This window comes from Ferruginibacter profundus (genome assembly GCF_054783275.1).
Genome location: NZ_BAAGQW010000002.1, coordinates 714,599 through 741,090 on the forward strand (window position 1 = coordinate 714,599; position 26,492 = coordinate 741,090).

Genomic DNA, 26,492 nt, shown 5'->3' on the forward strand with positions numbered 1-26,492 from the left:
ATGATTATTTTTGAGTGACGTAAAATAAAAACGCTGCTGTAATGTTACGCAATTTTATTTACTCAGTTTCAATAACACTACATCGTGTGGCGGCAGTGTTGCCTGGAAAGTTTTATCAGTAGTACCCGATTCTTTTTTGGTCCACAGGTTGTTTATTTTGAATGTGCTTTTTACTGCATTAAATTCTTTTGCAGAAAGGCTATCATACACCGTGTTCTTTTTCCAATCATGCTGTATTGATTTAGGAGTTGAAGAACGATTTAGAAAACAAATAGCCCAATCTCCATTCTGCAAAGGCTTTAACCATGTTTGCACACTATCCTTATCAGCATATTTAAAAGCCTGCACACCGGCTGCATCCTGGTCAATAGCAATAACATCTTTATCGGTAAGGATGGCTTTTGTATCGTTGGTCATTTTCCTGATATCGTTGCCCATCATTAATGGTGCCGCTAACATACACCACATGGAGAAGTGTGTGCGGTCTTCTGCCACACTCATTCCATTACCTACTTCCAGCATATCGGGATCGTTCCAATGATCGGGGCCGGCATATTTCCGTAAGGAATCCTGCATATCAATAATCGTCATTACACCATTGGCATGCCAGGTATCAAAAGTTTTAATACCATCAAAAATATTAGCGATATCACCGGTAGTGCGCCACAACTGCCCTACTTCTTTTGCCCACAGCCAGGGTTTATTATTGCCCCATTCGCACAAACTGAAAATGATGGGGCGTTTTGCCGTTTTTAATGCATTGCTCATGGTAGTGTACGATTCTTTTGCATTGAGCCCATCGCTGCTGCACCAATCAAATTTTAAGTAGTCGATATTCAGTGACGCATATAACCGGGCATCCTGGTATTCGTAACCTCTTGTACCCGGATAACCGGCGCAGGTTTTTGTACCGGCACAGTTATACAAACCAAATTTCAATCCTTTGGAATGTACATAATCTACCACTGCTTTCATACCATGGGGAAATTTTTTAGGATCAGGAATAAGATCGCCGGTGATACTATCCCTTTCCATTGCCATCCAGCCATCATCTAAAACAATATAAGCATAACCTGCTGCTTTCATTCCGGCAGCTACCATTAAGTCGGCAGTTTGTTTTACCAGGTCTTCGCTGATATTCGTTTGAAAAGTATTCCAGCTATTCCAGCCCATTGGAGGTGTGCTGGCCAGGCCTTTATACTTTTGTGCATTTGCAAAAAGAGTTAAGCAAACAAAACATGTTAGCAACAGATTTTTTTTCATGATAAGATTTTATTTTTTTAAATCGGCGTGATGAGACAGTATCATCACATAGTAATAATTGAAAACATAAAAAGAAGATCGCCTGCTTTAATATTTTTTCAATGCTTTTTTGGTAAGATCACCCCATTCTTTCACATCTTTCTTTTTCCATTTGCCGGTTGATGCAGCAGAGGGATTTAGTATGGAGCAGGTTTCTTTTTTATCAGATACCGACCAGGCTACCCAACTCAATTCCTTATCATTCATCCAGTTTACAAATTTATTCCACTCTGCATAATCAATCGGGCCATCGCCACTGGCTTCCATACCGGCACATTCAGAAATAAAAAGCGGCAAGCCTTTGGCCATTGCTTCATTGCACCTGTCGCGTAACCATATCTTGTGTGTACCTGCGTAAAAATGCATAGTATACATTAAATTACTATAGCCTTGTATCGGATCGGCAGCGGGCAATTGTACATCCTGGTCCCATTTAGGACAACCAACTAAAATAATGTTATCAGTATCTATACTGCGGATCATTTTTATCAACTCTTCTGAATAGGCCTTTACTTCGGGCCAGGTTTCATAATCGGGCTCATTAAATAATTCATAGATCACATTGGGGTATTTACCATAAGCAGTTGCCATCTCCTTAAAAAAAGTTTTCGCTTCCGGCAATTTAATATTGTGGCTGTGAAAATCGATGATCACATAAATGCCTTGTTGTATTGCAGCATCCACCACAGCCTTAATTTTTGCAACGGAACTTTCCGGATTTTTTATATAGCCGCTATCGTTTAACTCTACACCCATTGCAGCCCTTACTACGGAACAGTGCCAGTCTTTCACCAAAGTTTTTACAGCACCGGCATTATAAAATCTCGGCCACAGATTGTGCCAGCCCAGACTCATACCATGCAATGCTATTGGCTGATCATGTGCATCAAGCAGCTTTGTTGCAGCCACTTTTAATTGTCCGTGTTGCTTCACCGGTTGTGCAGTAACCAATATGCCGGTAATTAAAAGGGTTGTCAAAAAAAATATTTTTCCTTTCATGGTCATTATTTTTTCAGCTTGTAAATATTTTCCAGGTCTTTTTCAAACAAGGTATAAGGATCGTTGTAAAATTTTATAAAGTCTGGCACACTTATCTGCCCCGGGAACGGCGCATAAAAATGTGTAGGGCTTGTTGCATCGTTACGCCAAACCAGGACATAAGTTAGCTGCATTTTTTTTGCTTTCAATGTTTTTAATAAAGTTTCTGTCCACCAGGTTGGGTTAGGAACAGATTCCAAACCGGTTTCGGTAAATGCCGCCAGCTTACCTGCTTTCTTTGCATAATCACTAACTATTTTTAATTTTAATAACCCCGAATCCAGGTTGTATTTTCCATAACGGCCAAAGTCGTTGTAATTATCCACGCCCACCATATCTACAAAATCGTTCCCGGGGTAGCGTTCTAAATATGCTGCTTCAGTGCCGAATGTATTATCAGGAGAAAATGCGTAAATGAAATTATGTACCTGTAAACTGTCTCTTAAATAACTTACCGTAAACTTCCATAAAGTTTTAAATTCATCAGCAGTACAATGTGGTTTGCCCCACCAAAACCAATAGCCATCCAACTCGTGGTAAGGCCGAAATATCATGGGCACTAATTTACCATCATTACCTTTAATTGATTTTGCAAGATCGGCAATGGTAGTTAGTATGGCTTTATACTTTTCGTGGTGAGAACCGCCGGGAATAATATGTTTTACCGCAGCAGCAACAGTAGAATCGTTCCAGTAAAAACTGGTGTTAGAAACAGGATTATTAAAATGCCAGGCCACAGTGGTAATACCACCCCTATTGTAAGTATCTGTAATTATTTTTTGCAGGTTTATTTTTTCTTTGGCGATCTCATCTTCCGGCCTTCCTGATAAACCGCTAAAGTCTACTCCTATTACTGCGGGATGTGAGCCCGTAACAGATTTTACATCCGACCGGTCTGCATCGCCATTCCAACCATGCCCGTATTGCGTGGCGTGCTGATGGCCGAATAAAATATATTTTTCTGAAAGTTTATGCAGGTTATAATATAATGCTTTTGTTTCTGCAGTAGCATTGGGGTCAATGCTACTGAATTTATTTTTTTGAGCAAGAGAAAATTGCAGTAATAAAATCAGCTGCACAACAAGCAGGCAATGTTTTTTCATTTTTTTATTTTTAAATGCACTTACTTTCTACTGTTTTTGTTCCAACTATTCTTTATTCATTGCACCGTCCCTTTAAGGCAGTAATTTAATTAATCATGGTTTCGGGCTTTGGCCCAATTTATTTTGGGGGCTAAAGCCCTTCTGCAAACTGAATCCTATTCCCTGCCCTAAAGGGCAGGGCAATTCACTGAAGGGCAGAACAATTCACCGAAGGCAGAATAATTCACCGAAGGCAGAATAATTCACCGAAGGCAGAATAATTCACCGAAGGCAGAACAATTCACCGAAGGCAGAACAATTTATACAAAATCAGTTGCCACCAACTGCCGGCCTCAATGATACTTGCGCAGATTGTATTTTTATTTCTCCTTGTTTTAATCCCCTGGCAGTTGCTGTAACAATTATTTCCCCGGCCTCTCCTGTTGCCTGTACAATCACCTGTGCAAGCCCACTGAATAATTTTCTTTTATAATTTTCAGCAGGGCTTATAATTTGAAAAAGTCCCGGATCGGTATTGATATTATCCCAGGATTGTTTTTTTAACAATGGTACAGCAGTAATTGCAATGGTATTTTTGCCACGATGCAATATTGCGGCATCCAGTAGAAAAGTATTCCCTTTGTTGTTTTGCAAAACATTGCCGGCAATTAATTTGCCATTGATGTAAACAGATTGTACAGCGCCAAGGCTATTATAAAAAAAACTTACGGCATCAGTAGCTGTAATTTCAGGCAGATCAAAAAATCCCCTGTACACTACAGCTTTTACTTTTTCGCCAAATTCTTTTGTGCGATCTTCTGTAAACGCATTTTGCCATTGGGTATCATCATATACTTCTGTTGTTCCGGTATCAGCATTACTATTGTCAATATATTTTTCTTTTAAATTTTCTATGGCAACCACTTTAATTTTTTCCAGGTATTTATCTGCTTCCAGCGATGCAGGATTACCATTACCCACGCCGATAATTTTACCGGGGCCGGTTATACTAAATGTAATTTCGTTGGCAGCATCCGGTACATGCAAGTTATTTTTATCCAATGCTTCAACTGTGATTATGGCAATATCTTCCTTATTGGCAAGGATACTATTTTTATCAACCGACAAATGAATAGTTTCCGGTGCATCGGTAGTTTGTACTTTATCTGTAATTATTTTTTTACCGTTTTTATACCCCACAGCTTCCAGCACACCCGGAGTATATTTTACTTTCCATTCCAGGTGGCCATTCTTCTCCATTAGTTTTTTGCCCACACTTTTTTTATTCAGGAACAATTCCACCGCATCACAATTACTGAATGCCCATACGGAAATTTCCTGCCCTTCTTTTCCGGGGTGGTTCCAATGCGGAAAAATATGCAGCGTTGTTTTGCCTGTCCACCAGCTTTTTAAATAATATACATTGTCTTTTGCAAAGCCGCATTGGTCCATCATTCCAAAGTAAGAACCGACAGAAGGAAAACCAAAAGGCGTTGGTTCGCCGCGATAATCAAAACCCGTCCAGATGAACATACCCGCTAAATAGTCTCTTGCCACATAATATTTCCAGCCATCTTCAATAGTTAAAAAGTTGGGATACGGTTTTTTATCGTAAGCCGCAATCCATTGATTTTTATCATCGTCAAAATAAATACCCCTGGTAGCTCTCGTTGTTCCTTCTTCCGTTCCCCACATCGGTTGATTGGGAAATCCGGCATGGTGCACATCGGTATTAATTTGTCCCACATAATTCACCCCCATTACATCAATTACATTGGAAATACCTTTTTGCCAGCCCCCGCTGATTGCTGCAGTTACAGCTCTTGTACTATCTATCGATTTTGTAAAGGCCTGTAAAGTTGTTGCAATTTTTGCGCCCGTTTCATTGCCTTCAATGCCCCATTCTTCGTTGCCAATACTCCAGCTGATGATGCCGGGATGATTTCTGTCACGGAGCATAAAACGTTTCATGTAATTAAAATGCGTGCTGCTGACACCGAGCAACCTGTTTTCATCTATCACCAGCATACCCAGCCTGTCGCAGGCATCCAGCAGTTCGGGCGTGGGTGGATTGTGTGAACACCGATAGGCATTTGCACCAAGATCTTTCAATGCTTTTATTCTGAAATCAATCAGTGCATCGGGCATTGCTGCTCCCACACCGGCATGGTCCTGGTGGTTATTGGTACCCCGTATTTTTATGTGCTGACCATTTAAGAAAAATCCTTTTGTTGCATCAAAGCGAATGGTGCGTATACCAAAATTTGTTTCGTACCGGTCAATTATTTTTTTATCATCAAGTACTATCGTTATTAGTTTATACAAATAAGGTGAATCAATTGACCATAGTAAAGGTTGGGGCAGTTCCATTTTTACAGCAATATCTTTTTGCTCAAACGGAGTGAGGGTTATTTTTTTTGTATCGCTTACCGCCACTGTTTTTCCCGCTGCATTTAAAACGGATTGAATAACAGTAACTGTTTTTATATCCTTATATTCATTGATGAGAGTGGCCTGTGCATTAATGTCTGCCAAATTATTTTTAACGGCTGTGGTAACAAAAGTTCCGTTTGTTGCCACATGCAAGGGAGAAGTTTTATTGAGCCAGACATGACGGTAGATGCCAGCGCCTTCGTAAAACCAGCCTTCTTCCATCGTGGCATCTACTCTTACGGCAATAGTATTTTCGCCACCATAATTGAGGTACTCACTTATATTGTATTCAAAGCCGGTATAGCCGCTGGGTTCTGTGCCCAAATAAAACCCATTGACCCATACAATGGAATTTCTAAATACACCATCAAAAGCAATGCTGATTTTTTTGCCTGCATCAGATTTGGGAATAGTAAATGTTTTACGATACCAGCCTATACTGGCAGCAGGAAAATTTTTCCCTATAGCCTTAAAGCCATGACTAAAACTGCCATTGTTATCAAAAGGTTGTTCCACCGCCCAATCGTGTGGCAGGTTTAATTTTCTCCAGGAGCGGTCATCAAAATTTGCGGCAGCTGCGCCATCGCCATAAGCGGCTTTGGCAAAATAAGAAAAGTAAGCAGTGCCGGTATTAAAATCTTTTTTGGTATCAAAAGGATGGCCGAATGCAAAACGCCAGTCAAAATCCATCAGTAAATGTTCCCTTACGGCATTAGTATCTTTTGTTTGAGAAAAAATATTATTGATGCAGATTACAAATGCTATGGCTATTAATAATTTTTGTTTCATCCTGCTTGCGTTATTTTCATCTCAGTTAGTTACTGTAGTGTTTTGTCATACCAAAAGAGGCCAAGTCTTTGAGGTCTGACTTCATTAAAGAATATTTGCAGTTATGCTTATCCGTATTTGCTGCTATTTATCTATGGCCAGGTATACTACCGAACGTGCAGGCATCGATACATTTATTCCCCCGGCTGTTGCAGCGCTGTTAGCTTTAATGGTAGTATATGTTGCAGCCGGCCCGCCTGTGGGTTCTGTTGGCCCGTTACCGTTTACAAAAACAGCAGGTGAAAATTCACCGTTATCATTGCCACCCGTTAAAGTATACCAGTAATATCTTGTGCCCGGCGCAGCATTTTGCAAAGTAATGCTTACCGTTTCAGCCGAAGTGCTTTTATTTACCAATACCACTGCTTTCTCCCCACTGGAAAACGATGATGCGTAAGACAGCACCCCACCAGTTACTGTTGACTTCAGCATCCTGTCGCCCATGTATTTTTGAAAATAGTACATGTAATAAAATGCGGGACGTGGATTCCATTTTGCAACACCAGGCTCATCACCGGCATTGAATAAACCATGATCGTTTCCCCCGTTATAGCCATTAGACAAGTCCCACCTTGCCGACATGCCATATTTATTTTTTATAGCTTCGCCCAATAGAATGGTAGCATGCATTCCGTTTACAAAAGATACCTGTTGTTTTGACCCCTGCGATGTGATATTGTATTCGGTAAGTGCAACGGGTTTAATCGTATTGCCTGCAGCAATTAATCCATTTTGATAAAAATTAAGCATGCCGGTAGTATTATCGGTAGCGGTGTTTAAAATTTCAGCTGCAGTAGCGTTGGTTTGATAGGGCGTGTAATAGCTGTGAATAATATAGTAATCAGTGGCGGTATTTACCTGTGTCAGTACGCCTGCGTTCCAGGTTTGGTCGGTGGCGGTTTGCCATGCAGCAGGCTGTGCTTCTAAAATATAAGAGCCGATGTAAATTGTTTTACCAATTTCTGTTGCTGCTTTTCTCATAGAATCGATAAACACTTTTACATGTTGCCCATACAAAGCACCGGTAATGATTGCAGGCTGCCCGTCTTTATTATTGGCGGTATTGATCCTGTAGCTTGCTTCCCAGGTACCATTGCATTCATTCCCGACCTCCCAGTACTTCGTACGTCCGTTATCGTAATGTACCCAATCTGCAGCAAGGTGGGCAGCGCTGGCAACAGGATTGGGGGCTGTGCTGTACCTGGCATATGCATAATTCACAGTTATCATACCCTGGTTACCGGTTTGTGCCAACATGCTGTAATATTTATCCAATGAAATGGTCCAGTTAGCCGTATTTTTTCCTACCCAATAATTAGCAGCACTTGCTGTGCCGTTAGCATCCAGCAATTGCGCCGGTGCATCTGCCGGTGCTGTGCCTGGTAGTGCATTCCAGAAATACACATCGCTGATACTGCCGCCGGGAAAACGGATGATATCGGGTTTTAAATTAGTGATGTGATTTATTAATACCGGGTCGTTGATCATATCACCCATCCAGCTATTGGCATTATGCGAATAAACAGAAGGCACCACTTTGGTTACAATGGTTCCTGCATCGATAGTTACCAATGATGTAGCAGCAGCAACAGGTTTGGCAATATCGTTATAGGATGGAGGGGTAAAATTTTTGCTTTGCCAGTCGTTCATAAAAAACCCAATGGTATTTGCTGTGGCAGGATCTGTTGGTGTTACAGTACCGCCTCCACCGCCGCCTGTATTACCACCACTTCCTGTGCCGGTATCAGCTTTACCTTTACAGCACACCATTCCTCCACATGCAAATAGTGCGGCTACGATAACTATCTTTTTCATGATAAGTAATTTTTTATTTTAAAATTTCACTTCTGCTTTATTGCCTGAATATGTCAATTGCCTGCTTACTGCCAGGTTATTTTCAATGAATATAATTTTGAAAACACGGGTATGTAACATCCCTTCAAATTTTCCGTTTGCTTCAGCCGCTGTAAATGTTTTTGTTTTGGCAGTATAGGTTAAATGTATAGTTGAAAATTTTCCCTGCTCATAGTTATAGTTTTCGTTTTCATCTTCGTATAAAGTAAAGGCAGCGTCTTTATTGCCGTAGATAGTTACCGAAAGTGTATCCGCAGGTTTTTCTGTACTGTACTGCATTACGGGACCAGTTACCAGGATGCTGCCTTCTTTTACAAAAGCAGGAATAGTGCTTATGGGTGCGGCGGCATCAATAGTCTGTCCTCCGTTAAAATATTTATTATCATATAACCCATACCAGTTAGTGCCCGCAGGTAAATACACTTTGCGGCTGCGTTCTTTATAATTGTAAACAGGGTTTACTAAAATAGAAGGACCACACATCAACTGGTCATTTATATTCTCTACTTTTTTATCATTGGGAAATTCCATCATCATGCCTTTTAAAAAAGTACCGTTGTTAAAATGTACGTCAGCAGCAATAGAATATAAAGTAGGCAATAAAGTATACCTTCTTTCAATACTACCTACAATCGCCTTGTAGGTATCTTCGTTTTCTTTTGCAATATTAAAAGGCTCTCTTAATGGCGCTTGCCCATGTGCCCTGAACAAAGGCAGGAAACTTCCAAACTCATACCATCTTGCCTGCAACTCTTTCCATTCGTCCAGGTCTTTTCCCTTTACATAACGGTTTTCTACAGCAAAGCCACCAACATCAAACGTCCAGTAAGGCACGCCCGACATTGAGAAATTAATGCCCGCTGAAACCTGGTTTTTCATATCGGCCCATGTTGAGCCGATATCTCCGCTCCAGATGGCAGAACCATAACGTTGTATGCCTGCATAGCCGGAACGGGTTAAGATGAACACACGTTTATTATCATTGGTGGCACGCTGGCCTTCGTAAATGGCCTGGGAATTCAGTAAGGGATAGCTGTTAAAATATTTTATTGCAGAACCCATTGCGTTTGGATAAAAAATATCCTTGCGCTTTGGAACAGACATATTGGAATGAATATCGGGTTCGGATGCATCCATCCACCAGGCATCAATTTTTTTATTGTACAAATTGTTTTGCAGTAATTGCCAGAATTGTTTTCTTGCAGCAGGATTATGTACATCGTAAGAAGTGTTGACATAACCTAACCAATCCTTTCTTCCGTTCTCAACATTTTTATTTAGTAAGAAGCCCTGGCGCTGCATCAGATCAAAATTAGGAATGCCCGTATAAAATTTTGCCCATACCGATATCATGAATTTAGTGTGGTATTGATTGTGCAGTACATCAATCATGGAATCGGGATTACTATACCGTTGCGGATCAAATTGCTGGCTGCCCCATTCATTTATTTTCCAGTATTGCCAGTCCTGCACAATATTATCTAAAGGGATTTTCTTTTCACGAAATGTTTTTACTGTAGATAAAATATCATCCTGTGATTTATAACGTTCCCTGCTTTGCCAGAAACCTAACGCCCATTTTGGTACAACAGGTGATTTACCGGTAAGCAGGCGATAACCACTGATGATAGCATCGTAGGTTTTACCATACACAAAATAGTAGTTGATATTATCGCCTGCTTCGGATTGAAACTGGTATATTTTTTTCTGTTGTTCAGTAATTGGCGCCATCACTTTTACACTCATAAAAGATTCGCCACCGTCGGGTATCCATTCAATTTTTACAGCTGTTTTTTTATCTTTTGACAATGGCACCGGAACGTAAGCTGTAAAAGGATTCCAGCATTGCCTCCACCTGTCGGTCAATAATTGTCCATTAGCCCAGAATTTAAAGTAACCACCACTCCATATTTTAAAAGTGTAGTCGCCTGTAATATTTCCCTGTACAAAGCCTTCCCAAACTGCTTTGCCATCTTCCAGTTTAAAAGCAGCGGGTATATTTTTTATCATATCCAGGTCGGCGTAGTCAATGGTATTTTGTTTTTGCGTGATAAAGATTTTTGCGGCATCAGTTTTAGAAAGATAGGTGGCAGATAAATTCCCCGCTTCGCCATTTTTATCAAATAATTTTATGGAGTTGATATCTTTAAAAGTTCTGCCATCGCCAAAATCAGTGATCGAATAATTATCCCAGAGAATCCCATAATTTTTATTGGACACTAAAAACGGAATGAATACCTCGGTGTTATTCTGGTACAATGTAAGGTTGGTGTTTTTATAATTCATGATACCTTCCTGGTGCTGGCCCAAACCGTATAAGGCTTCATCGGCAGGCGATGCAAACTGCTGCATAATAACATTGGATGCATATTGTTCCAGTTGCACCGGTTGCAATGATTTTGCAGCTTCTTTGGTGATAAGCTTCCCTTCTTTTGTAAAGAAACTTACCAGGCCGCTGGATTTAGCAATAACAGCTTTTATAGTGTTAGTAATAAGACTCACCGTTGCTGCGTCTTCTTTTACACTGAAAGTATTCAGGGCATTAAATGGCAGCACCATAAAACTGGTGTCTGGCTTAATGGTGGTATTGGCCGAGCTCAGCACTTTGATAATATCGTTGGTCACTACTTTAAGTTCTACCGCTTTTATATTTTTATCTGCAGGATAAACAATTACTCCATTAGTCGTTTTTACAAAAGAAGCCTGTTGGGCAAATGAAACTACTGTACATCCAGTAACAAATAAAGCCAGGAAATATTTTTTCATCATATTATTATTTCAGGAAAGTATTAATTATTCCAGGTGAATTTTGCTTTCTGATCGCCGATCATAATTTCAAAATCTCCGGGTTCGGTAACTGTTTTTAATTGTGCATTTACAAACGCCAGGTCGTTTTTATCAATAGTAAATTTCACTACTTTACTTTCTCCTGCTTTTAAATTTATTTTATCAAATGCCCTTAATCGTTTATTGCTGGGATCAATGCTGGCATACAGGTCTTTGCTGTATAATTCTACGGTATGCTTTCCTGCTACCTTACCGGTGTTGGTTACAGTAACAGCAACCGTTAATTTCCCGTTTCCTTTTAAAGCATTTGTGCTCAACTGTAAATTGCTGTATGCAAAACTGGTATAGCTTAATCCTGCGCCAAAGGCAAATAAAGGATCGTAACCATTCCACAAAACATCGGCATTAAATATTTCTCTTTTTTCTTCGGTGCCTTTATGATCGTACATCACCATTTCGCCCATACTTTTCGGATAACTGAAAGGCAGCCGTCCATCAGGATTGTAATCACCAAATAAAATATCCGCAGTAGCTTCAGCGGTTTTTCTTCCACTCCAGAATGGCAGCACGATGGCATCACAACCAGGTTCAATACCGGTAATGAATCTTGGCCGGCCTTCTATTAATAACAGCACAACTTTTTTACCTGTTGCAAAAGCTGCTTTAGCTAAATTAACCTGGTCATCAGGCAAAGCCAGATCTCTTATATTACCGGGGCTTTCGGCATAAGCATTTTCACCAAGGCATAAAACGATCACATCTGCATTGGCAGCATTGGCATTTAGTTTTTCTATATCGTAATTTTCTTTGCTGGTAAAACCCCTGGCTCCAATGGCAATAACATTAGCGGCACCAATTTTATCAGTGATTGCGTCTGCAATGGTTTTACTGTCTTTAGGATACCATTCTTCCTGGTTGCCCTGCCAGGTATAACTCCAGCTGCCATTTAATACAGCAATGCTTTGTGAAGTAGGGCCAAAGACCAATACTTTTTTATTTTTTGCCAATGGTAAAATGTTATTGTTATTTTTTACCAATGTAACTGCTTCATGTGCTGCATCCAAAGCAATGGCCTGGTATTCTGCTTTACCAAAATTGCCTCTTGCATTCTCTTCGGCATAAGCATTGTCAAATAAACCCACTTTAAATTTCAGTTTTAAAATTCTTCTTACTGCATCATCAATACGGCTCATTGCTACTTCCTTTTTTGCAACGGCTTCTTTCAGCAGGTCAAAAAAAGAATAATCGCCGGGCACCATGCTCATATCAATACCAGCATTAATAGCCATCACTACTGCTTCCCGTGGAGTGGCCGCTACTTTGTGTATAGTGTACAAACGAATAATATCTTCCCAATCGGTAACAATTAATCCTTCAAAGCCTAATTCTTTTCTTAACACATCCGTGAGTAAATACTTACTGGCATGCACCGGTGTACCATTGATATCACTTGAGTTGATCATGATGGAAGATGAACCAGCTTTCACCGCCTCCCTGAATTGTGGCAGGTAATATTCCCTCATTTCAATTTCGGGCATGTAGATCGGTGTCCTATCCTTACCTGTACGAGAAGCAGAATACGCCAGGTAATGTTTCATACAACTTGCCACTGCAGTAATATTAGTAAGGCCATCTTCTTCGTATCCTTTTACTGCCGCCACACCCATGGTTTTACCAATGTACACATCTTCGCCATAAGTTTCAGGAAAACGGCTCCATAGGGGTTGCCTGCCCAGTTCCAGCACCGGCGCAAAGTTCCAGCGCACACCCGATGCCCTTAGTTCTGCCGCTGTAACTTTTGCAGCGGCTTTTACCAATGCCGGATTTCGTGTAGCCGCCATAGCTATATTATGAGGAAACAAGGTTGAGTTCAGGGTATAGGTTTGTCCGTGTATGGCATCTAAACCATACAGCACCGGAATTTTAAGTGCCGTATTTTTTGTTTCATCCTGTATTTCCCTGATTATTTTTCTCCAGGTATCTACATCCAATGCATGGGCAGTAGTATTAAGCATAGAACCTACATGGTATTTTTGAATGGCAGCCTTTAGCAAGGCCGGGTCCAATTCACCATCGGTATTGGCCCAGCCACCTTTTGCAAACACCGCCAGTGTTACCTGTGTCATCTGGCCGATCTTATCATCCAGGGTCATTTGCTTCAGCAACTGGTTTATTTTAGCATCTACATTATTAGCGGTTTGCGCATTGCCTGTAAAACAAACAATTGCACTTAAGATCACCACGAGCAAAAGATTACGTTTCATACTTACTGTTTTTCTAAATGATTGATTCTTTTTATAATTTCGATACAGGCACGGCTATTGTGATACGGGCATTTCCAGATGCCGACCTTATCTTCCTGCATCGGCTTGTAAGAACACGCCTCCAGGTTGGTTCCTGCAACACCCCAAAACCATTCCCCGTTTTTTTTATCATGTATATGTTGCTGCACAAATTGCCATGATGCAAGAGAAATATCCAGGTAGGCTTCGTCATTGGTGTTCTGATAGGCATTGAAGTAACCTACCATTGCTTCTGCCTGCGGCCACATGTGTTTTTCTTTTATCAAATGTGCTGCGGCAGGTTCGTATTCATACCATAAGCCGCCATCATTATCCAATCCTTTTTTTACGGCACCGGCTATTTTTACCGCCAGCAATTTTGTTGTTGTAATTAATGCTTCATCTTCTATCGCTTCAGCAGCTTCCTGCAACAACCAGGCTGTTTCTATATCATGCCCGTAAGAAATGGTAGCCGATTTTGGCTGCCATTGTTCATCAAAAAATAAATACTGGTGATGGGTGGAAGGGTCGATAATGTATTGCAGAAAATTCTGCACCAACGCTGTTATGTTTTTTCTTACCGGTTCATACTTCCAGATTTTGTATAGTGCCGTAAAAGCTTCTAACAAATGCAGGTGCGTATTCATTGATTTTTTTTCATTCGCATCTTTGTCACTTAGCCGCAGGTCGCTGATCGTATCCCAATCCCTGGTAAAAGCTTCTGTATATCCGCCGTTGATGCTATCGTAACTGTATTTATTGATCACATCGTACAGATCGATTGCTTCTATAATAGCAGCCTGATCTTTTGTGGCTTTATAGAATTCACTGAAAGCATAAATAGTAAATGCCTGGGCATAAATCTGCTTTTTAGTGTCTAATGGTTTGCCTTTATAATCCACGGACCAATAAACGCCCCGGTTATCTTTATCAATGAAATAAGTAATGATATAATTAAAAGCCCGTTGTGCAAATTCAAGATAGGTTTTGTTGCCGGTTAAATTATAGGCTGCGGCAAAGGACCAGAGTATTCTTGCATTAAGTACTGCACCTTTGGGGGCATCATTAATTATTTTATTATTATAATCAATACGCCCTATAAAGCCCCCATTTGATTCATCAACAGTATAAGTCATCCAGAAGGAAAGAATAGCTTTCAACTCATCCTGCATAGCAGCTTTATACTCCGACAGATTTATTTTCATTTTATTAAGTGCGGCTGCAGTTTTTGTTGTTGTTTATGTTCCAGGTATTCCATATTTTTTTCTGCAATTTTTGTAACTGCTGCGGAGGATGCATAGGAGTTGAATTCATCCTGCGGTGTATTGATCACATAATCCAGCAGTCTTTCTATTGACGAAGTGGCCACATGCATTCTTGTATCAGAAGATGCATAATAGATATATACTGTGCCATCTTCATCTGCAATCCAGCCATTACAAAATACCACATTGGAAACATCTCCCACTCTTTCGTTTCCTTCGGGTGCAATAAAATAACCACCGGGCTGGTAAATGATCTTTGTAAGATCGTTCAGGTCTGTCATAAACATATACAGCACGTAACGTAAACCGGCGGCAGTGTTCCTTACCCCATGCGCTAAATGCAACCAGCCCTTAGCAGTTTTGATAGGTGCCGGCCCCTGGCCATTTTTGGCTTCATACACAGTGTGGTATGCTTTAGGAGCAATCACCGTTTCTTTTTCAATAACCGCTGCTTCCATATTATCACAAAATCCAAATCCAATGCCACCGCCTGATCCTGCTTCAATAAAACCATCCTGTGGCCTGGTATAGAATGCATACCTGCCATTTACAAATTCAGGATGTAACACCACATTTCTTTGTTGTGGTGATGGTGTTTTCAGATCCTTCAATCGCTCCCAGCTAATTAAATCTTTTGTACGTACAATACCGCATTGCGCTATAGCAGCAGACTGATCACCTGCAGGTGCTTTTTCATCTCTTCGTTCGGTGCAGAACAAGCCATATATCCAGCCATCTTCATGCAACACCAAACGCATATCATAGATATTGGTATCGGGTACATCTGTTTCGGGAATGATGATTGGTTTATCCCGGAATTTAAAATTATCAATGCCGTTATCACTCTCTGCAATAGCAAAAAAAGATTTACGGTCGGCACCTTCCACCCTTGGCAGCAATACAAATTTGCCGTTAAATTTTATGGCACCGGAATTAAATACGGCATTAATACCAAAACGCTCCATTAAAAACGGGTTGGTGGCAGGATTAAAATCATACCGCCATATCAATGGTACATGCCTTGCCGTTAGTACCGGGTTCTGGTAGCGGAAAAATATACCGTTACTTACCTCGCTTTTTATATTGGTTTTAGTAACTAAGTTCTGGTAACTGGTTTGCAGATGGCTTATCTTACTTTCAAACTCTTTCATATAACACTATTTAAATCAAAAAATATTGGTCTTTCATGTATTGGTTACCTGTATATTTATTTTAATCTTCCAATTTATTCCACCATGTTTTTTTAAGTATGATGATTATTACGGCAAGAATAATTACCGTGATGAGCAATGGCATTTTCATCCACAGCACTATATACATGGGCAATATGGTAAGGCAGCATTGTGCCGCAATACCCAGCACTACATTAAACATGTCCAGCCTGAATCTTTTATTGGGTTGAAATGCAGGATCATCTGCCAGCACCATTGCATGCACAGGCTGCCAGAAACCCCAGGGTTTAACGGTGCTGTAGAATTTTTTCAATACCACCGTATCGGTAGCAGGTGCAGTAAAAGTACCGATGAGACAGCCTGCAATGGATATCAGAAACAAAAGCGGGAAATAATATAAGAATTCGATGCCGTGAAATAATTTTGAAAACACCAGGGCGCCTGCCACACCTGCAAACATGCCCCAGAAAAATCCGTGTGCATTAAAACGCCACCAGTACCATTTAAATACATTGGCGGCAATATAACCGCCGTACAAACCCGAAACGATCCATTGCAAAATACTGTTGACATCTTTAGCCATGAAGCCAATAAAGATTCCTACTGCCACTATTATTATTCCTGATAAATAGTTGACGGAAATTATTTTTTTATTGTTGGCAGCAGGATTGATATATTTTAAGTACACATCGTTTACAAAATAAGCCTGTGCTGCATTTAATGTGCCTGAAAAGGTACCTACAAATGCTCCGAATAAACCTGTTAATACCAAACCTAAAATACCAACGGGTAAAAACTGGTTGATGGTTGCCGGTAATACTTTTTCAAAATCAACGCCGCCATGGCCATCATTTAAATTCAGCTGATTGTAATAGAGCAATCCTAAAACTGTTAAGCCAATGATCATGGAGTAACGTACCGGCAATAATATCAGCGATACAAAGCCTGTCATTTTAGAAGCCTCTTTAGGCGACCTGGTGCTGAGTATTTTTTGCATATCATAATTAGGTGCCGGCCCCGCCAATGATGCAAATACGCCTTTAAATAACATCATCATAAAAAATATACCGAACATGCCATAGCCATCGCCCTGTATTTTTTTCATGGCATCATCCACAATGCCTTTCCAGTTCATATCCAGATGCCAGCCGAAAAACGGGTTATCCCAACCGTGAGGTACATTTAATGTTTTGCCATGCAAATGCCGCATCGCAATTACTGCAATAGCTATGCAGCCCACCGTCATGATGATATATTTTACCACATCGCCGATCACAATACTGTGCATGCCGCCCAATACCGAATAAAAAACAGCAAACAGTGTAAATATGATACCATAAAAATGTGCTACGTATTGTGGTGCCACATTAAAGGGCACATAAGTTTTAACGGCTTCCCAGGGCACAAATATTTCAATAAATTTTCCCAGGCCTACAAAGCCATAGGCTAAAAAACCCAGGCAACCGATCAATGCAAATGCCACCACCACGGTATGTGATCCCTGCACGCCTTTACCTGTTAACCCAAACCTGGTACCCAGCCATTCTGCACCGGTATTGGCATTGCTGCGTCTTAACCATTTTGATAAATACATCATGTTGAACACCTGGTTAAACACAGGCCATAACCAGGGTATCCATAAACTTTTTACGCCGTATACAAAACATAAAGCCACCATCCACATGGTACCACTGATATCAAACATGTCTGATGCATCACTTAACCCCAATAAATACCAGGGCAATTTTTTTCCACCCATTAAATAATTCTCCTTGCTCAGCCTTGCTTTTTTGCGCATGAACCAACCCAGCATCAGCATACCAACCAGGTAAGTAACTATAATAGCGATATCTAATAATTGTAATTTCATTTACGGTGGGTTCTTTTATTTTTCTTAGTGCGACTGGTACAGGTTTTCTTTAGCTGCGTCTTTTTCAAATAATGTTTTACCGGCTTCATAAAATTTTATAAAATCCTTTTCTGATACCTGCCCTTTGTAAGGCGCATAGTAATGCATTTTTTTCATGTACTCGTTGTAGCCATGATTGCGCCATACCAAAACGTACGACAAGTTATGATTACCAATGGCCTTTTGCAATACCTCTGTCCACCAGGTTGCATAAGGAACGGCTTCAAAACCGGTTTCGGCAATGGCAGTTAACTTATGGGTTGCGGCGGCAGCACTATCAAGGATATCCAATGCAAGACCGGTGTTTTTAATAAACCAGTCTTCCTTAGACGGATCGCCATATTGATAACTATCAAAACTAATGATATCCACCACATCATTCCCGGGATAACGATCCAGGTATTCTTCCTTTGTTTTAAAATCGCCGCCGGTATTATATACATAGAGCAGGTTATGGCATTTTTTTACCTCTTTCAGGTAATAATTGGTAAAACGCCATAGTATTTTAAACTGATCGGCAACGCAGTTATTAGTGCCCCACCAAAACCAGGTACCGGTTAATTCGTGAAAAGGCCTGAAGAGCACGGGGATCAGTTCTTTATTATCTCCTTTTAAAGACAATATAAAACCGGCCACTTTATCCAGCCAGCTTTTATACAATTCGTGATTGGCACCACCGGGCAACACTGAGGCTACTGTGCCATGTGTGGTATCCCATGCGCCGCCGCCTGTTAAAGGATTATCCAAATGCCAGCTTAAAGTGATCACTCCGCCGCGTTGGTATCCTTCTTTAATAAATTGTTTCATTTTTTTAAAAGGCACGCCATCAATATTATTATCGTTGTTTGCTCTTTCCAGTCCGCCCAGGTCCCAACCATATATTGCCGGGTAATCGCCGCAAACTTCTTTTACATCACTCCTGTCTTTTTCGTACCGCCAGTTTACACCATAAGCCAGGTCGTCCTGGTGGCCGAAGAGATATCCTTTTGCAGCAAGATCTTTTAAATTAGTGTACAATGCTTTTGTTGCTTTGCTGGCATCTTTATCGCAAGGCAAAAAAGCTTCCTGTGCAACAAGAGCATGATGATGCCAGAGAAAAATTGCGATCCAAAAAAACTTACTGTACAGTCTCTTCATGGCCCCTGATCATTTTAAAAGCTGAGCATATTTGAGTATTAGTTTCCAGGTAGACAGATCACCTGCAAAAACGGAGTTCAATCCCTGTTCTTCCATTGGCGGATCGCCGGTAAGGTCATCTCCTTCTTTCCAGAAAGGGTCCTTATTTTTTGCAGGTTTTGCAAAACCACCAAAGGCCCAGAAATTTATTCCTGCTATCACTGCATTTTCTTTTTTGCTTTTATGCAATACAGAAAAAACCGATTCGTAATATTTATTTCTGAAGGTAACAGGAGATTTTAATGCAAAAGAAAAATTATCCCTTGGTAATCCAAATTCTTCCACCACCAGGGGCTTATCTATTTTTTTCATTACTATGGCATGTTCATTTATATAAGCAGTTGTTTTTTGCAACACAGCATCAAAGTCATCTTTAAAACTGCTGTCTTTATACCATCCCCAGTTTTTAGGCCAGATATGAATAGTGGCATAGTCTACATTTTTATCTTTATGAATATCTTCAAACACCTGCATTGTTTCTGTACCTAAATACCCTTCCACACCAATAGTAAGTAAATGATTAGGATCCATACTTTTTACCAGGGCACTTGTTTTTACTAAAAAGTCTTTATAGGCTTCAATGGCAAAGGGCCGCATGGGCCTTGGTTCATTGGCTATTTCCCATGCCATGATGCCGGGTTCATTTATATATTTCTTTCCTGTTAATTTATTGGTATGACTTACAATCATTTTTACAAAATCCCTGTAATCTTCTATACAATCGTTACAACTATAAAACCGGCTTACTATATCACGGTTTTCATCCCACGAAAAATTCCTGGCCATTGTTGTATCATCAATTTTATTATGCCAGTTCATGTACTGTAAAAAACCACCGCTCCATTCCCAGTTATTACTAAAAAAGAAAACGCCGTACATTTTTCTTATTTCCAATTGCTGCAATAAAAAATCCATTCCATCCAGCAGGTCGTTATTATATTTTCCGGGAGCAGTTTGCAATGCAGGGTGTACGGGCTGTACCCCTTTTACTATTTTACCCTGCCCCTGCGCCCCCACCAATACCCGTATATTGGTAATGCCCTGTTGTTTTAAAAAGTCCAGCTCTTTCAACAGCCGTTTTCTATCGCCGCCATTATTATCGGGCATGGCCAATAAATTGGCATACCACATATTAGTGCCGATAAAATGCCAGGGTTGTTTATTTATTACCAGGCGGGTATGTTGTTGCTGTACAAAATTATTTTGCGCCGCCAACTGAGTATTGCACAGTATTGCAAAAAGAAAAAGATATAATTTAAAAGGCTTATACACTGTATTGTTTTTATATAAAACGTCGCCCCGAAACAAGAACCAAGAGCTGTGTTCCGGAACGACGTTCTACGATATAAAACTAAACTAACTACTGAGAAAATTTTTACTTTCAAAGCCGTTTACAAAGAACCCGTCAACAAAATTCCCAATCAGGAAATACCTGCGGTGCCTGTTTCGGCAACCGTAGTTGTCAACTATTATTTTACAAACATGATATTATCGAAGTAAATAGTTTTGCCGGCATCATTTATCTGGAATACTACTGTGTTTACAGAAGTTGTTCCAGGAAAATCAGTGGCAAGGGTATATTTAAAATACGTCCATTTGTTTGCAGGAATAGTTATTTTTTTGGCATTGTTCCAGTTCAGGTTCACGTCTACATTTTTATCTACATCGGCACCTTTAGCCCAGAAGGTAAAATATTTTTCCGTGGTTAAAGTGATGTTACCGCCGCCCAGTTGAATGCCACCCCATGACCCTGCAGGATCGTAAGCGCCTTTAAATGATTTTAAGCCTGTGATCTTATCATCAGTAGATGCGGTGTAAGTGCCACCCCATCCCCAATCCTGGAAACCATTTTGCAATGCTTCGTCAAATACAATGGAGGCCTTTGCAACGTTTACCATTTCCTGTGTTGCCACCACCGAACCTGTTGCGTTGGTTAATTTTAAGAAGCCCCTGTTGAGCGAGGTTGCCGGCATGGTAATTACCAGTGTACCTCTTGTTTTAGATACAATGGTAGCTGCATCTGTGGTACCATTTAAAACCACAGCAGTTACATCATCCAGGTTACTACCGGTAATAGTTACGGTGGTGCCGGCGATAAAATCGGTAGGGAATATAGTGGATACCACCGGGTAAGCCAGTACCCTGAACGGTACCTTTAATGTTTTACCATCAACATTGGTAAAGATAATATTCTGCGGCCCGCCATAAGCTGTATCAGGCACCCGGAAGATAATATTCTCTTCGGTATTTAAGGTAGACTGGAACGGAGCCGGAACATTTTTATTATCGAATATGATACTACGCATTTGCCCTAATCCGGTACCCGTAAGCGTTAGTACGGCTCCACCCGAGCCTGAATCCGGCTTAATGCCTATGGTGGTGGCCGGCGTGCCCGATTTATAATCCGGACTACCGTCGCCATCTTTTTTACAGGCGCTAAATATTATTGCAAAGCAAAAAACAGATAGCATTGGTATATTAAAAAATATCTTTTTCATATTTAGGTTTTTATTTTTTATTAATAATATTTTACAGGAGGTTTAGCCAGTTCGGGGTCCTGTGCCACTTCGGCTGCAGGTATTGGTAATGTGAGCATATCTTCTGTAATGGTGATATACTTGGGAAACTGTGTGGTGCCCCTGTTTTGCGCCATGATGATTGCTTTTGCTTTTGTAAAACCCTGGCGTTGTATATCAAACCAGTAATCGCCTTCAAAAGCAAATTCCACCCTGCGCTCGTGTAAAATATCATCGCCGGTTAAAACAGTTTTAGGAAATAACCCAGCCCTTGCACGTACCAGGTTAAATGCATTTAATGCTGTTGCATCTGTAGTTGATGCGGCAGTACCTAAAACAGCTTCTGCATATATGAGCAAAATATCTGCATAACGTAGTAAGGGCGTATTTAAACCGGTGTTCATACCAATAACAGTTTCGCCTCCAAAGCCTGAACCCGGGCCTACCACATATTTGGCGATATTCGACCTGGTTTCATTTTTCTGCCCGCCGGAACCTGTAGGTTGCAACGTATCATATTTATAGCCACCTGCCATAAAGGTGTTATAGGCAGCATTGCTTGCATTGGTAGGCTTCCAGCTCGGGTAAGACCAGCCATGTTCCATTACCGAACCTTTTCGGCGTGTATCACCGGATTCGTAAGCGGCAAGAATATCAACTGTAGGTATATATAATTCCCACATGTTGGCTTCGGTTGTTTGTAAATTACCAGGGCCCCTGTCTGGTTGTTTCTGGCTTGCCGTACCCCATGGGTTACCCGCTAACTGATGTTGTATAGAAAACAGGCATTCTTCATTGTTATTATTTTTGCTGCTGTTAAACATACCAGCGTAATCAGTCACCAGTTTATATTTACCGGAGTTCATTACTTCCAGTGCCTTTGCTTTTGCATTGGCAAAATCTTTTGTATATAAATACAGTTTTGCCATCATCCCTTTTGCTGAGTATTTGGTCAACCTTCCTTTTTGAGGATCGGTTTCGGGTAAACCAGCTTCTGCTAATTTCAATTCTTCCAAAGCAAAGCGGAATACATCGGATTTTATATAACGGGGAATATTAAAATCGCCTGACAGTATTGTTCTTCCGGGTTCTGTTACAATGGGAGCATCGCCCCAGATACGGGCTACATAAAAGTAAACCACACCCCTGAAGAAATGACATTCTGCAATGGCCGGGTCAATAAAATCGGGATTACCGCCTTTTGATTTTTTAATGGTCAGCGCATTCATGTATTCACTTGTCCAGCCGCCTATTTTATAAAACATTTTCCAGGCATCAGCCAATCTTACTGAGTTAGAGGAGATGGTAAAACTCTGAAACGGGTAATCATCTGAGTTACCACTTCCGGTAAATTCATTACCTGCCAGTTCATCGCCAATGCAATCCATTGCCCTGTTCTCGAAGCCTGACCATGGTAATCCATACAAGGTGCTGGTAAGGCTTCTTACCTCTTCAGCAGTATTGTAATAGTTATCAATGGTGGTAGCATCCAAAGCAGGCTTATCGGTAAATGATTTTTTGCATGATGTAATTGCCAGCGAAGAAGCAATTAAAGCTGCATATAAATATTTATTTTTCATTGTAATAAATTTAAAATTTTAGTTTAAAGTTCAATATTGATACCAGCTGTAAATGAACGTGGGTTAGGATAATGTCCCTGGTCAACATTCATCAGGCGGATATCATTATTGTAGGCACCGATCTCAGGGTCCATTCCTGTGTATTTGGTAAATGTGGCCAGGTTTTGAACAGAGACATACAATCTTGCATTGCTGATCTTTGCTCTCTTTAAAATATTGGCCGGTATACGATATCCTACGGCAATATTTTTTATCCTTAAGTAAGAGCCATCTTCAATATACCTGTCGGATACGGCAACGTTATTTACCTGCCCTACTTTGTAACGTGGCAATTTTGCTTCGGTATTGGTGGCAGTATACCTGTCTAATACAGAAGTTAACTGGTTGGAATAAGTGTTGTCCATTTTTTCCAGTCTCCACCTTAAGAAATTGTAAATTTTAGCACCGTAGCTACCTTGCACAAATACAGTAAGGTCGAAATTTTTATAACTAACGGTGTTGGTTAACCCGTAAGTAAATTTAGGTAGCGGGCTGCCGATACTGGTTTGATCGGCTTCGGTAATTTTACCATCGCCGTTAAGGTCTTTAAACCTTACATCACCCAGCCAGGTATGATCCTGGTCAACAGGATATCCAAATTGTGGTAAACTGTTGGTAAGGTCTTTTTGTGTACGGAACAAACCATCTGTTACATAACCAAAGAAAGAACCGATTGGTGCACCGGGAATAGTTTTGGTTAACAGGTACTGGTCGTAAAATACTTTACCGTAAATGGCCGAACCTGCACCTGCTAATTTATCCAGCAGGTTTTTGTATTTCGAGAATATCAAAGTGGTTTTCCATGTAAGGTCTTTTGTTCTGATATTATTAGAGGTAATGCTTACATCAATACCTTTATTGGTCATTTTACCGGTATTAATAACCGGGCCTTTAAGATCATCCCAGTTATCACCCACACCTAATAAACGTGGGCCTGTACCAATGAATATCATTGAGGCGGTAGATTTTTCATAAATATCCACCGACAGGTCAATTTTACCATTTAAGAAAGTTGCATCCAGACCTCCGTTGGTTGTAATTACTTTTTCCCAGGTAAGATCAGGATTTAAAATACCATTCAGGTAGCTGGATGTACCAAAGCCCACAGGGCCAGGCCAGAAACCAACACCTGCCCTGTAAGGAATACTGAAATTACCTACAGCGCCATAACCAAATCTTAATTTTAAATTGCTGACAATATTTTTATAAGGCTGTGCAAATTTTTCGTTGGTCACAGTCCATGCAAAAGAAGCACCGGGGAAATAACCTACGGGATTATTTAACCCGAAGTTAGAAGAACGGTCACTTCTTATACTTCCTGTTATCGAGTAACGGTTATCGTAAGTATAGCTGGCTCTTGCAAAATAAGATTCCAGTGCGCCATCTCCTTTTCCGCCACCTAATTCCCAGGTGGTCTGGTCGCTGCTACCGGCATTCAAGTCTAATAAATTATTCGCTAAATTTATTTTTTTACCCCGTATGGACTGGCTGTAATTGTACTGTGCCTCGTGGCCTGCAGTAGCGCTTACCCCGTGCTTGCCTTTATACCAGTTGTAGTTTAAATAATTGCGTAAGGTCCATTGTCCGTAAGTACTCCTGTAATCAGAATATTGCGAATTCAATTGCCTTGGGCCCACATTACCGGCTAACTGGTACGCTACATTATCATAAGGGCCGTAGTAATAATTCACTTCATTTTTAAGAGAGAAATTTTTCAGGAATTTTATTTCGGCATATACATTTCCGAAAAAGCTCATGGTGTTTACCCTGCTCTTTCTCAGGTTAGTATTGGCAACAGGGTTATCAATATTTTCGGATTGCACGCCGGGAATAAAGTTATTGGCTCCGCCACCCCAGCTGCCGTCTAAATTTTTAACCGGTACCAATGGATTTAAGATAGCCATATCCCAGATAGCACCGGGAGCAGCATCCGATAAAGCCACATGTTGTATACCTTTAGTAGCATTAGAACTTACACCTACTTTCATCCAGGGTTTAATCTGGTGATCTAAATTAAAACGGGTAGAGTACCTGTTAAAATCAGATCCGATCAATGTACCTTCCTGTTTAAAATAATTCATGGAAAGATAGTAGACTGTTTTATCTGTACCGCCTGAAAAACTCAGCTGGTGATTCTGCACTTGTCCATTCTGGAACATGGCATCCTGCCAGTCGGTACCCTTACCTAATTTGGAAGGGTCTGCAAATTCTGCTGTAGGTGTGGTGGCGATCTGGTTTTGATAAATAGCAAACTGCTGCAGGTTCATCAGGTCTAATTTTTTATAGATCTGCGATTGCCCCATATAAAAATCATAGTTGATCTTGCCATCACCTGATTTTCCTTTTTTAGTAGTGATCAATATAACACCATTGGCGGCCCTTGACCCGTAAATGGCCTGCGCAGAAGCGTCTTTTAATATATCTACTGATTCAATATCATTGGGATTCAGAGTAGCCATCACGCTATTGCCGGTTTGTCCGTTAGAACCACCCAGGCCTGCGTAACCTGAACTCTGTCTTGTATTTTCGTAAAACGGAACACCATCAATTACAATCAGCGGGTCGTTACCATTAATAGTAGTGATACCACGTACTTTGATTGAAACGCCACCACCCGGTTGTCCGCCATTGTTATCTACCGTTACACCTGCCACCTTACCTTGTATGGCCTGGTCGATACCGGCAACAGGCAGGTCTTTCAGGTCTTTTGCTTTAACAGATGATATGGCTGAAGATACATTGGCTCTCCTGGTAGTGCCATAACCAATAACCACCACATCCTGCAATACAGCAGCTACTGATTTCATAGTTACTGCTATGTTTGCAGCTTTACCAATACCCACTTCTTCCTGCTGCATACCAATAAAAGTAATGAGCAGTACTTTTGTTTTTTCAGGCACTTCAATAGAAAAATTTCCGTTGATATCTGTTTTTACAGCAAGGGTAGTTCCTTTTGCTGCAACAGTAGCACCGGGAAGTGTAGTTCCCTTTTCATCTGAAACGGTACCGGTAATTTTTTTTGTTTGTGAAAACGCTGAGGAAAAAAGTATGCAGGACAGGATCATGCATACGAGGAGTTTACATTTCATATAAGCAAGTTTATTTCACCAAAAGTAAATTTTAAGCCAATACCTTAGGTATACTATTTTATCATTATAGTATACTATTTTGCCAACATGAGTAAATACAATTTCAATAAAACCGTAAAACTACTATCCACACTGCATTT

The 26,492-nt window shown here is 40.6% G+C and carries 15 protein-coding genes; all 15 read right to left on the reverse strand.

What is annotated here, in order from left to right; all coding sequences use genetic code 11:
• Positions 1 to 54: 54 nt before the first annotated feature.
• Positions 55 to 1,263 (reverse strand): glycoside hydrolase family 27 protein, encoded by a 1,209-nt coding sequence (locus tag ACYVM0_RS13340; RefSeq protein WP_460557831.1) that lies wholly within the window; start codon positions 1,261 to 1,263, stop codon positions 55 to 57.
• Between the two features lie 87 nt (positions 1,264 to 1,350).
• Positions 1,351 to 2,280: a glycoside hydrolase family 5 protein gene (locus ACYVM0_RS13345; protein WP_460557832.1), complete on the reverse strand. Its 930-nt coding sequence runs from the start codon at positions 2,278 to 2,280 to the stop codon at positions 1,351 to 1,353.
• Between the two features lie 26 nt (positions 2,281 to 2,306).
• Complete coding sequence (locus ACYVM0_RS13350) at positions 2,307 to 3,443, reverse strand: glycoside hydrolase family 26 protein (protein ID WP_460557833.1); 1,137 nt, start codon at positions 3,441 to 3,443, stop codon at positions 2,307 to 2,309.
• Between the two features lie 309 nt (positions 3,444 to 3,752).
• Positions 3,753 to 6,644 carry a beta-galactosidase GalA gene (gene galA / locus ACYVM0_RS13355; protein WP_460557834.1) on the reverse strand — a complete coding sequence of 964 codons (2,892 nt, stop codon included), beginning with the start codon at positions 6,642 to 6,644 and terminating at the stop codon, positions 3,753 to 3,755.
• 123 nt (positions 6,645 to 6,767) lie between these two features.
• Positions 6,768 to 8,498 carry a polysaccharide deacetylase family protein gene (locus ACYVM0_RS13360; RefSeq protein ID WP_460557835.1) on the reverse strand — a complete coding sequence of 577 codons (1,731 nt, stop codon included), beginning with the start codon at positions 8,496 to 8,498 and terminating at the stop codon, positions 6,768 to 6,770.
• Positions 8,499 to 8,516: 18 nt separating this feature from the next.
• Positions 8,517 to 11,306, reverse strand: coding sequence for a TIM-barrel domain-containing protein (locus tag ACYVM0_RS13365; RefSeq protein WP_460557836.1), 2,790 nt, complete (start codon positions 11,304 to 11,306; stop codon positions 8,517 to 8,519).
• 20 nt (positions 11,307 to 11,326) lie between these two features.
• On the reverse strand, positions 11,327 to 13,588 hold the full coding sequence (locus ACYVM0_RS13370; protein ID WP_460557837.1) for a glycoside hydrolase family 3 protein: 2,262 nt from the start codon (positions 13,586 to 13,588) through the stop codon (positions 11,327 to 11,329).
• 2 nt (positions 13,589 to 13,590) lie between these two features.
• Positions 13,591 to 14,811, reverse strand: a complete 1,221-nt coding sequence (locus ACYVM0_RS13375) for an AGE family epimerase/isomerase (RefSeq protein WP_460557838.1) — start codon at positions 14,809 to 14,811, stop codon at positions 13,591 to 13,593.
• Entirely contained in the window at positions 14,808 to 16,022 is a 1,215-nt protein-coding gene (locus tag ACYVM0_RS13380; RefSeq protein ID WP_460557839.1) for a glycoside hydrolase family 130 protein, read from the reverse strand. Before ACYVM0_RS13380 ends, ACYVM0_RS13375 begins: the two co-directional genes overlap by 4 nt.
• A gap of 61 nt (positions 16,023 to 16,083) precedes the next feature.
• Positions 16,084 to 17,913 (reverse strand): sodium:solute symporter family protein, encoded by a 1,830-nt coding sequence (locus ACYVM0_RS13385; RefSeq protein ID WP_460557840.1) that lies wholly within the window; start codon positions 17,911 to 17,913, stop codon positions 16,084 to 16,086.
• A 24-nt stretch (positions 17,914 to 17,937) separates the two neighbouring features.
• Positions 17,938 to 19,089, reverse strand: coding sequence for a glycoside hydrolase family 26 protein (locus tag ACYVM0_RS13390; protein ID WP_460557841.1), 1,152 nt, complete (start codon positions 19,087 to 19,089; stop codon positions 17,938 to 17,940).
• 9 nt (positions 19,090 to 19,098) lie between these two features.
• A complete protein-coding gene (locus ACYVM0_RS13395; RefSeq protein WP_460557842.1) occupies positions 19,099 to 20,400 on the reverse strand; it encodes a glycoside hydrolase 5 family protein in 1,302 nt (433 codons plus the stop codon).
• A 197-nt stretch (positions 20,401 to 20,597) separates the two neighbouring features.
• Positions 20,598 to 21,626, reverse strand: a complete 1,029-nt coding sequence (locus tag ACYVM0_RS13400; RefSeq protein ID WP_460557843.1) for an IPT/TIG domain-containing protein — start codon at positions 21,624 to 21,626, stop codon at positions 20,598 to 20,600.
• A gap of 20 nt (positions 21,627 to 21,646) precedes the next feature.
• Complete coding sequence (locus tag ACYVM0_RS13405) at positions 21,647 to 23,224, reverse strand: RagB/SusD family nutrient uptake outer membrane protein (RefSeq protein ID WP_460557844.1); 1,578 nt, start codon at positions 23,222 to 23,224, stop codon at positions 21,647 to 21,649.
• A gap of 23 nt (positions 23,225 to 23,247) precedes the next feature.
• On the reverse strand, positions 23,248 to 26,352 hold the full coding sequence (locus ACYVM0_RS13410; RefSeq protein ID WP_460557845.1) for a SusC/RagA family TonB-linked outer membrane protein: 3,105 nt from the start codon (positions 26,350 to 26,352) through the stop codon (positions 23,248 to 23,250).
• Between the last annotated feature and the right edge of the window lie 140 nt (positions 26,353 to 26,492).

Bases quoted from the DNA above. Each gene is read 5' to 3' on its own strand.
- ACYVM0_RS13340 (WP_460557831.1), bottom strand. From the start codon at position 1,263: ATGAAAAAAAATCTGTTGCTAACATGTTTTGTTTGCTTAACTCTTTTT.
- ACYVM0_RS13350 (WP_460557833.1), bottom strand. From the start codon at position 3,443: ATGAAAAAACATTGCCTGCTTGTTGTGCAGCTGATTTTATTACTGCAA.
- galA (WP_460557834.1), bottom strand. From the start codon at position 6,644: ATGAAACAAAAATTATTAATAGCCATAGCATTTGTAATCTGCATCAAT.
- ACYVM0_RS13360 (WP_460557835.1), bottom strand. From the start codon at position 8,498: ATGAAAAAGATAGTTATCGTAGCCGCACTATTTGCATGTGGAGGAATG.
- ACYVM0_RS13365 (WP_460557836.1), bottom strand. From the start codon at position 11,306: ATGATGAAAAAATATTTCCTGGCTTTATTTGTTACTGGATGTACAGTA.
- ACYVM0_RS13370 (WP_460557837.1), bottom strand. From the start codon at position 13,588: ATGAAACGTAATCTTTTGCTCGTGGTGATCTTAAGTGCAATTGTTTGT.
- ACYVM0_RS13375 (WP_460557838.1), bottom strand. From the start codon at position 14,811: ATGAAAATAAATCTGTCGGAGTATAAAGCTGCTATGCAGGATGAGTTG.
- ACYVM0_RS13380 (WP_460557839.1), bottom strand. From the start codon at position 16,022: ATGAAAGAGTTTGAAAGTAAGATAAGCCATCTGCAAACCAGTTACCAG.
- ACYVM0_RS13385 (WP_460557840.1), bottom strand. From the start codon at position 17,913: ATGAAATTACAATTATTAGATATCGCTATTATAGTTACTTACCTGGTT.
- ACYVM0_RS13390 (WP_460557841.1), bottom strand. From the start codon at position 19,089: ATGAAGAGACTGTACAGTAAGTTTTTTTGGATCGCAATTTTTCTCTGG.
- ACYVM0_RS13400 (WP_460557843.1), bottom strand. From the start codon at position 21,626: ATGAAAAAGATATTTTTTAATATACCAATGCTATCTGTTTTTTGCTTT.
- ACYVM0_RS13405 (WP_460557844.1), bottom strand. From the start codon at position 23,224: ATGAAAAATAAATATTTATATGCAGCTTTAATTGCTTCTTCGCTGGCA.
- ACYVM0_RS13410 (WP_460557845.1), bottom strand. From the start codon at position 26,352: ATGAAATGTAAACTCCTCGTATGCATGATCCTGTCCTGCATACTTTTT.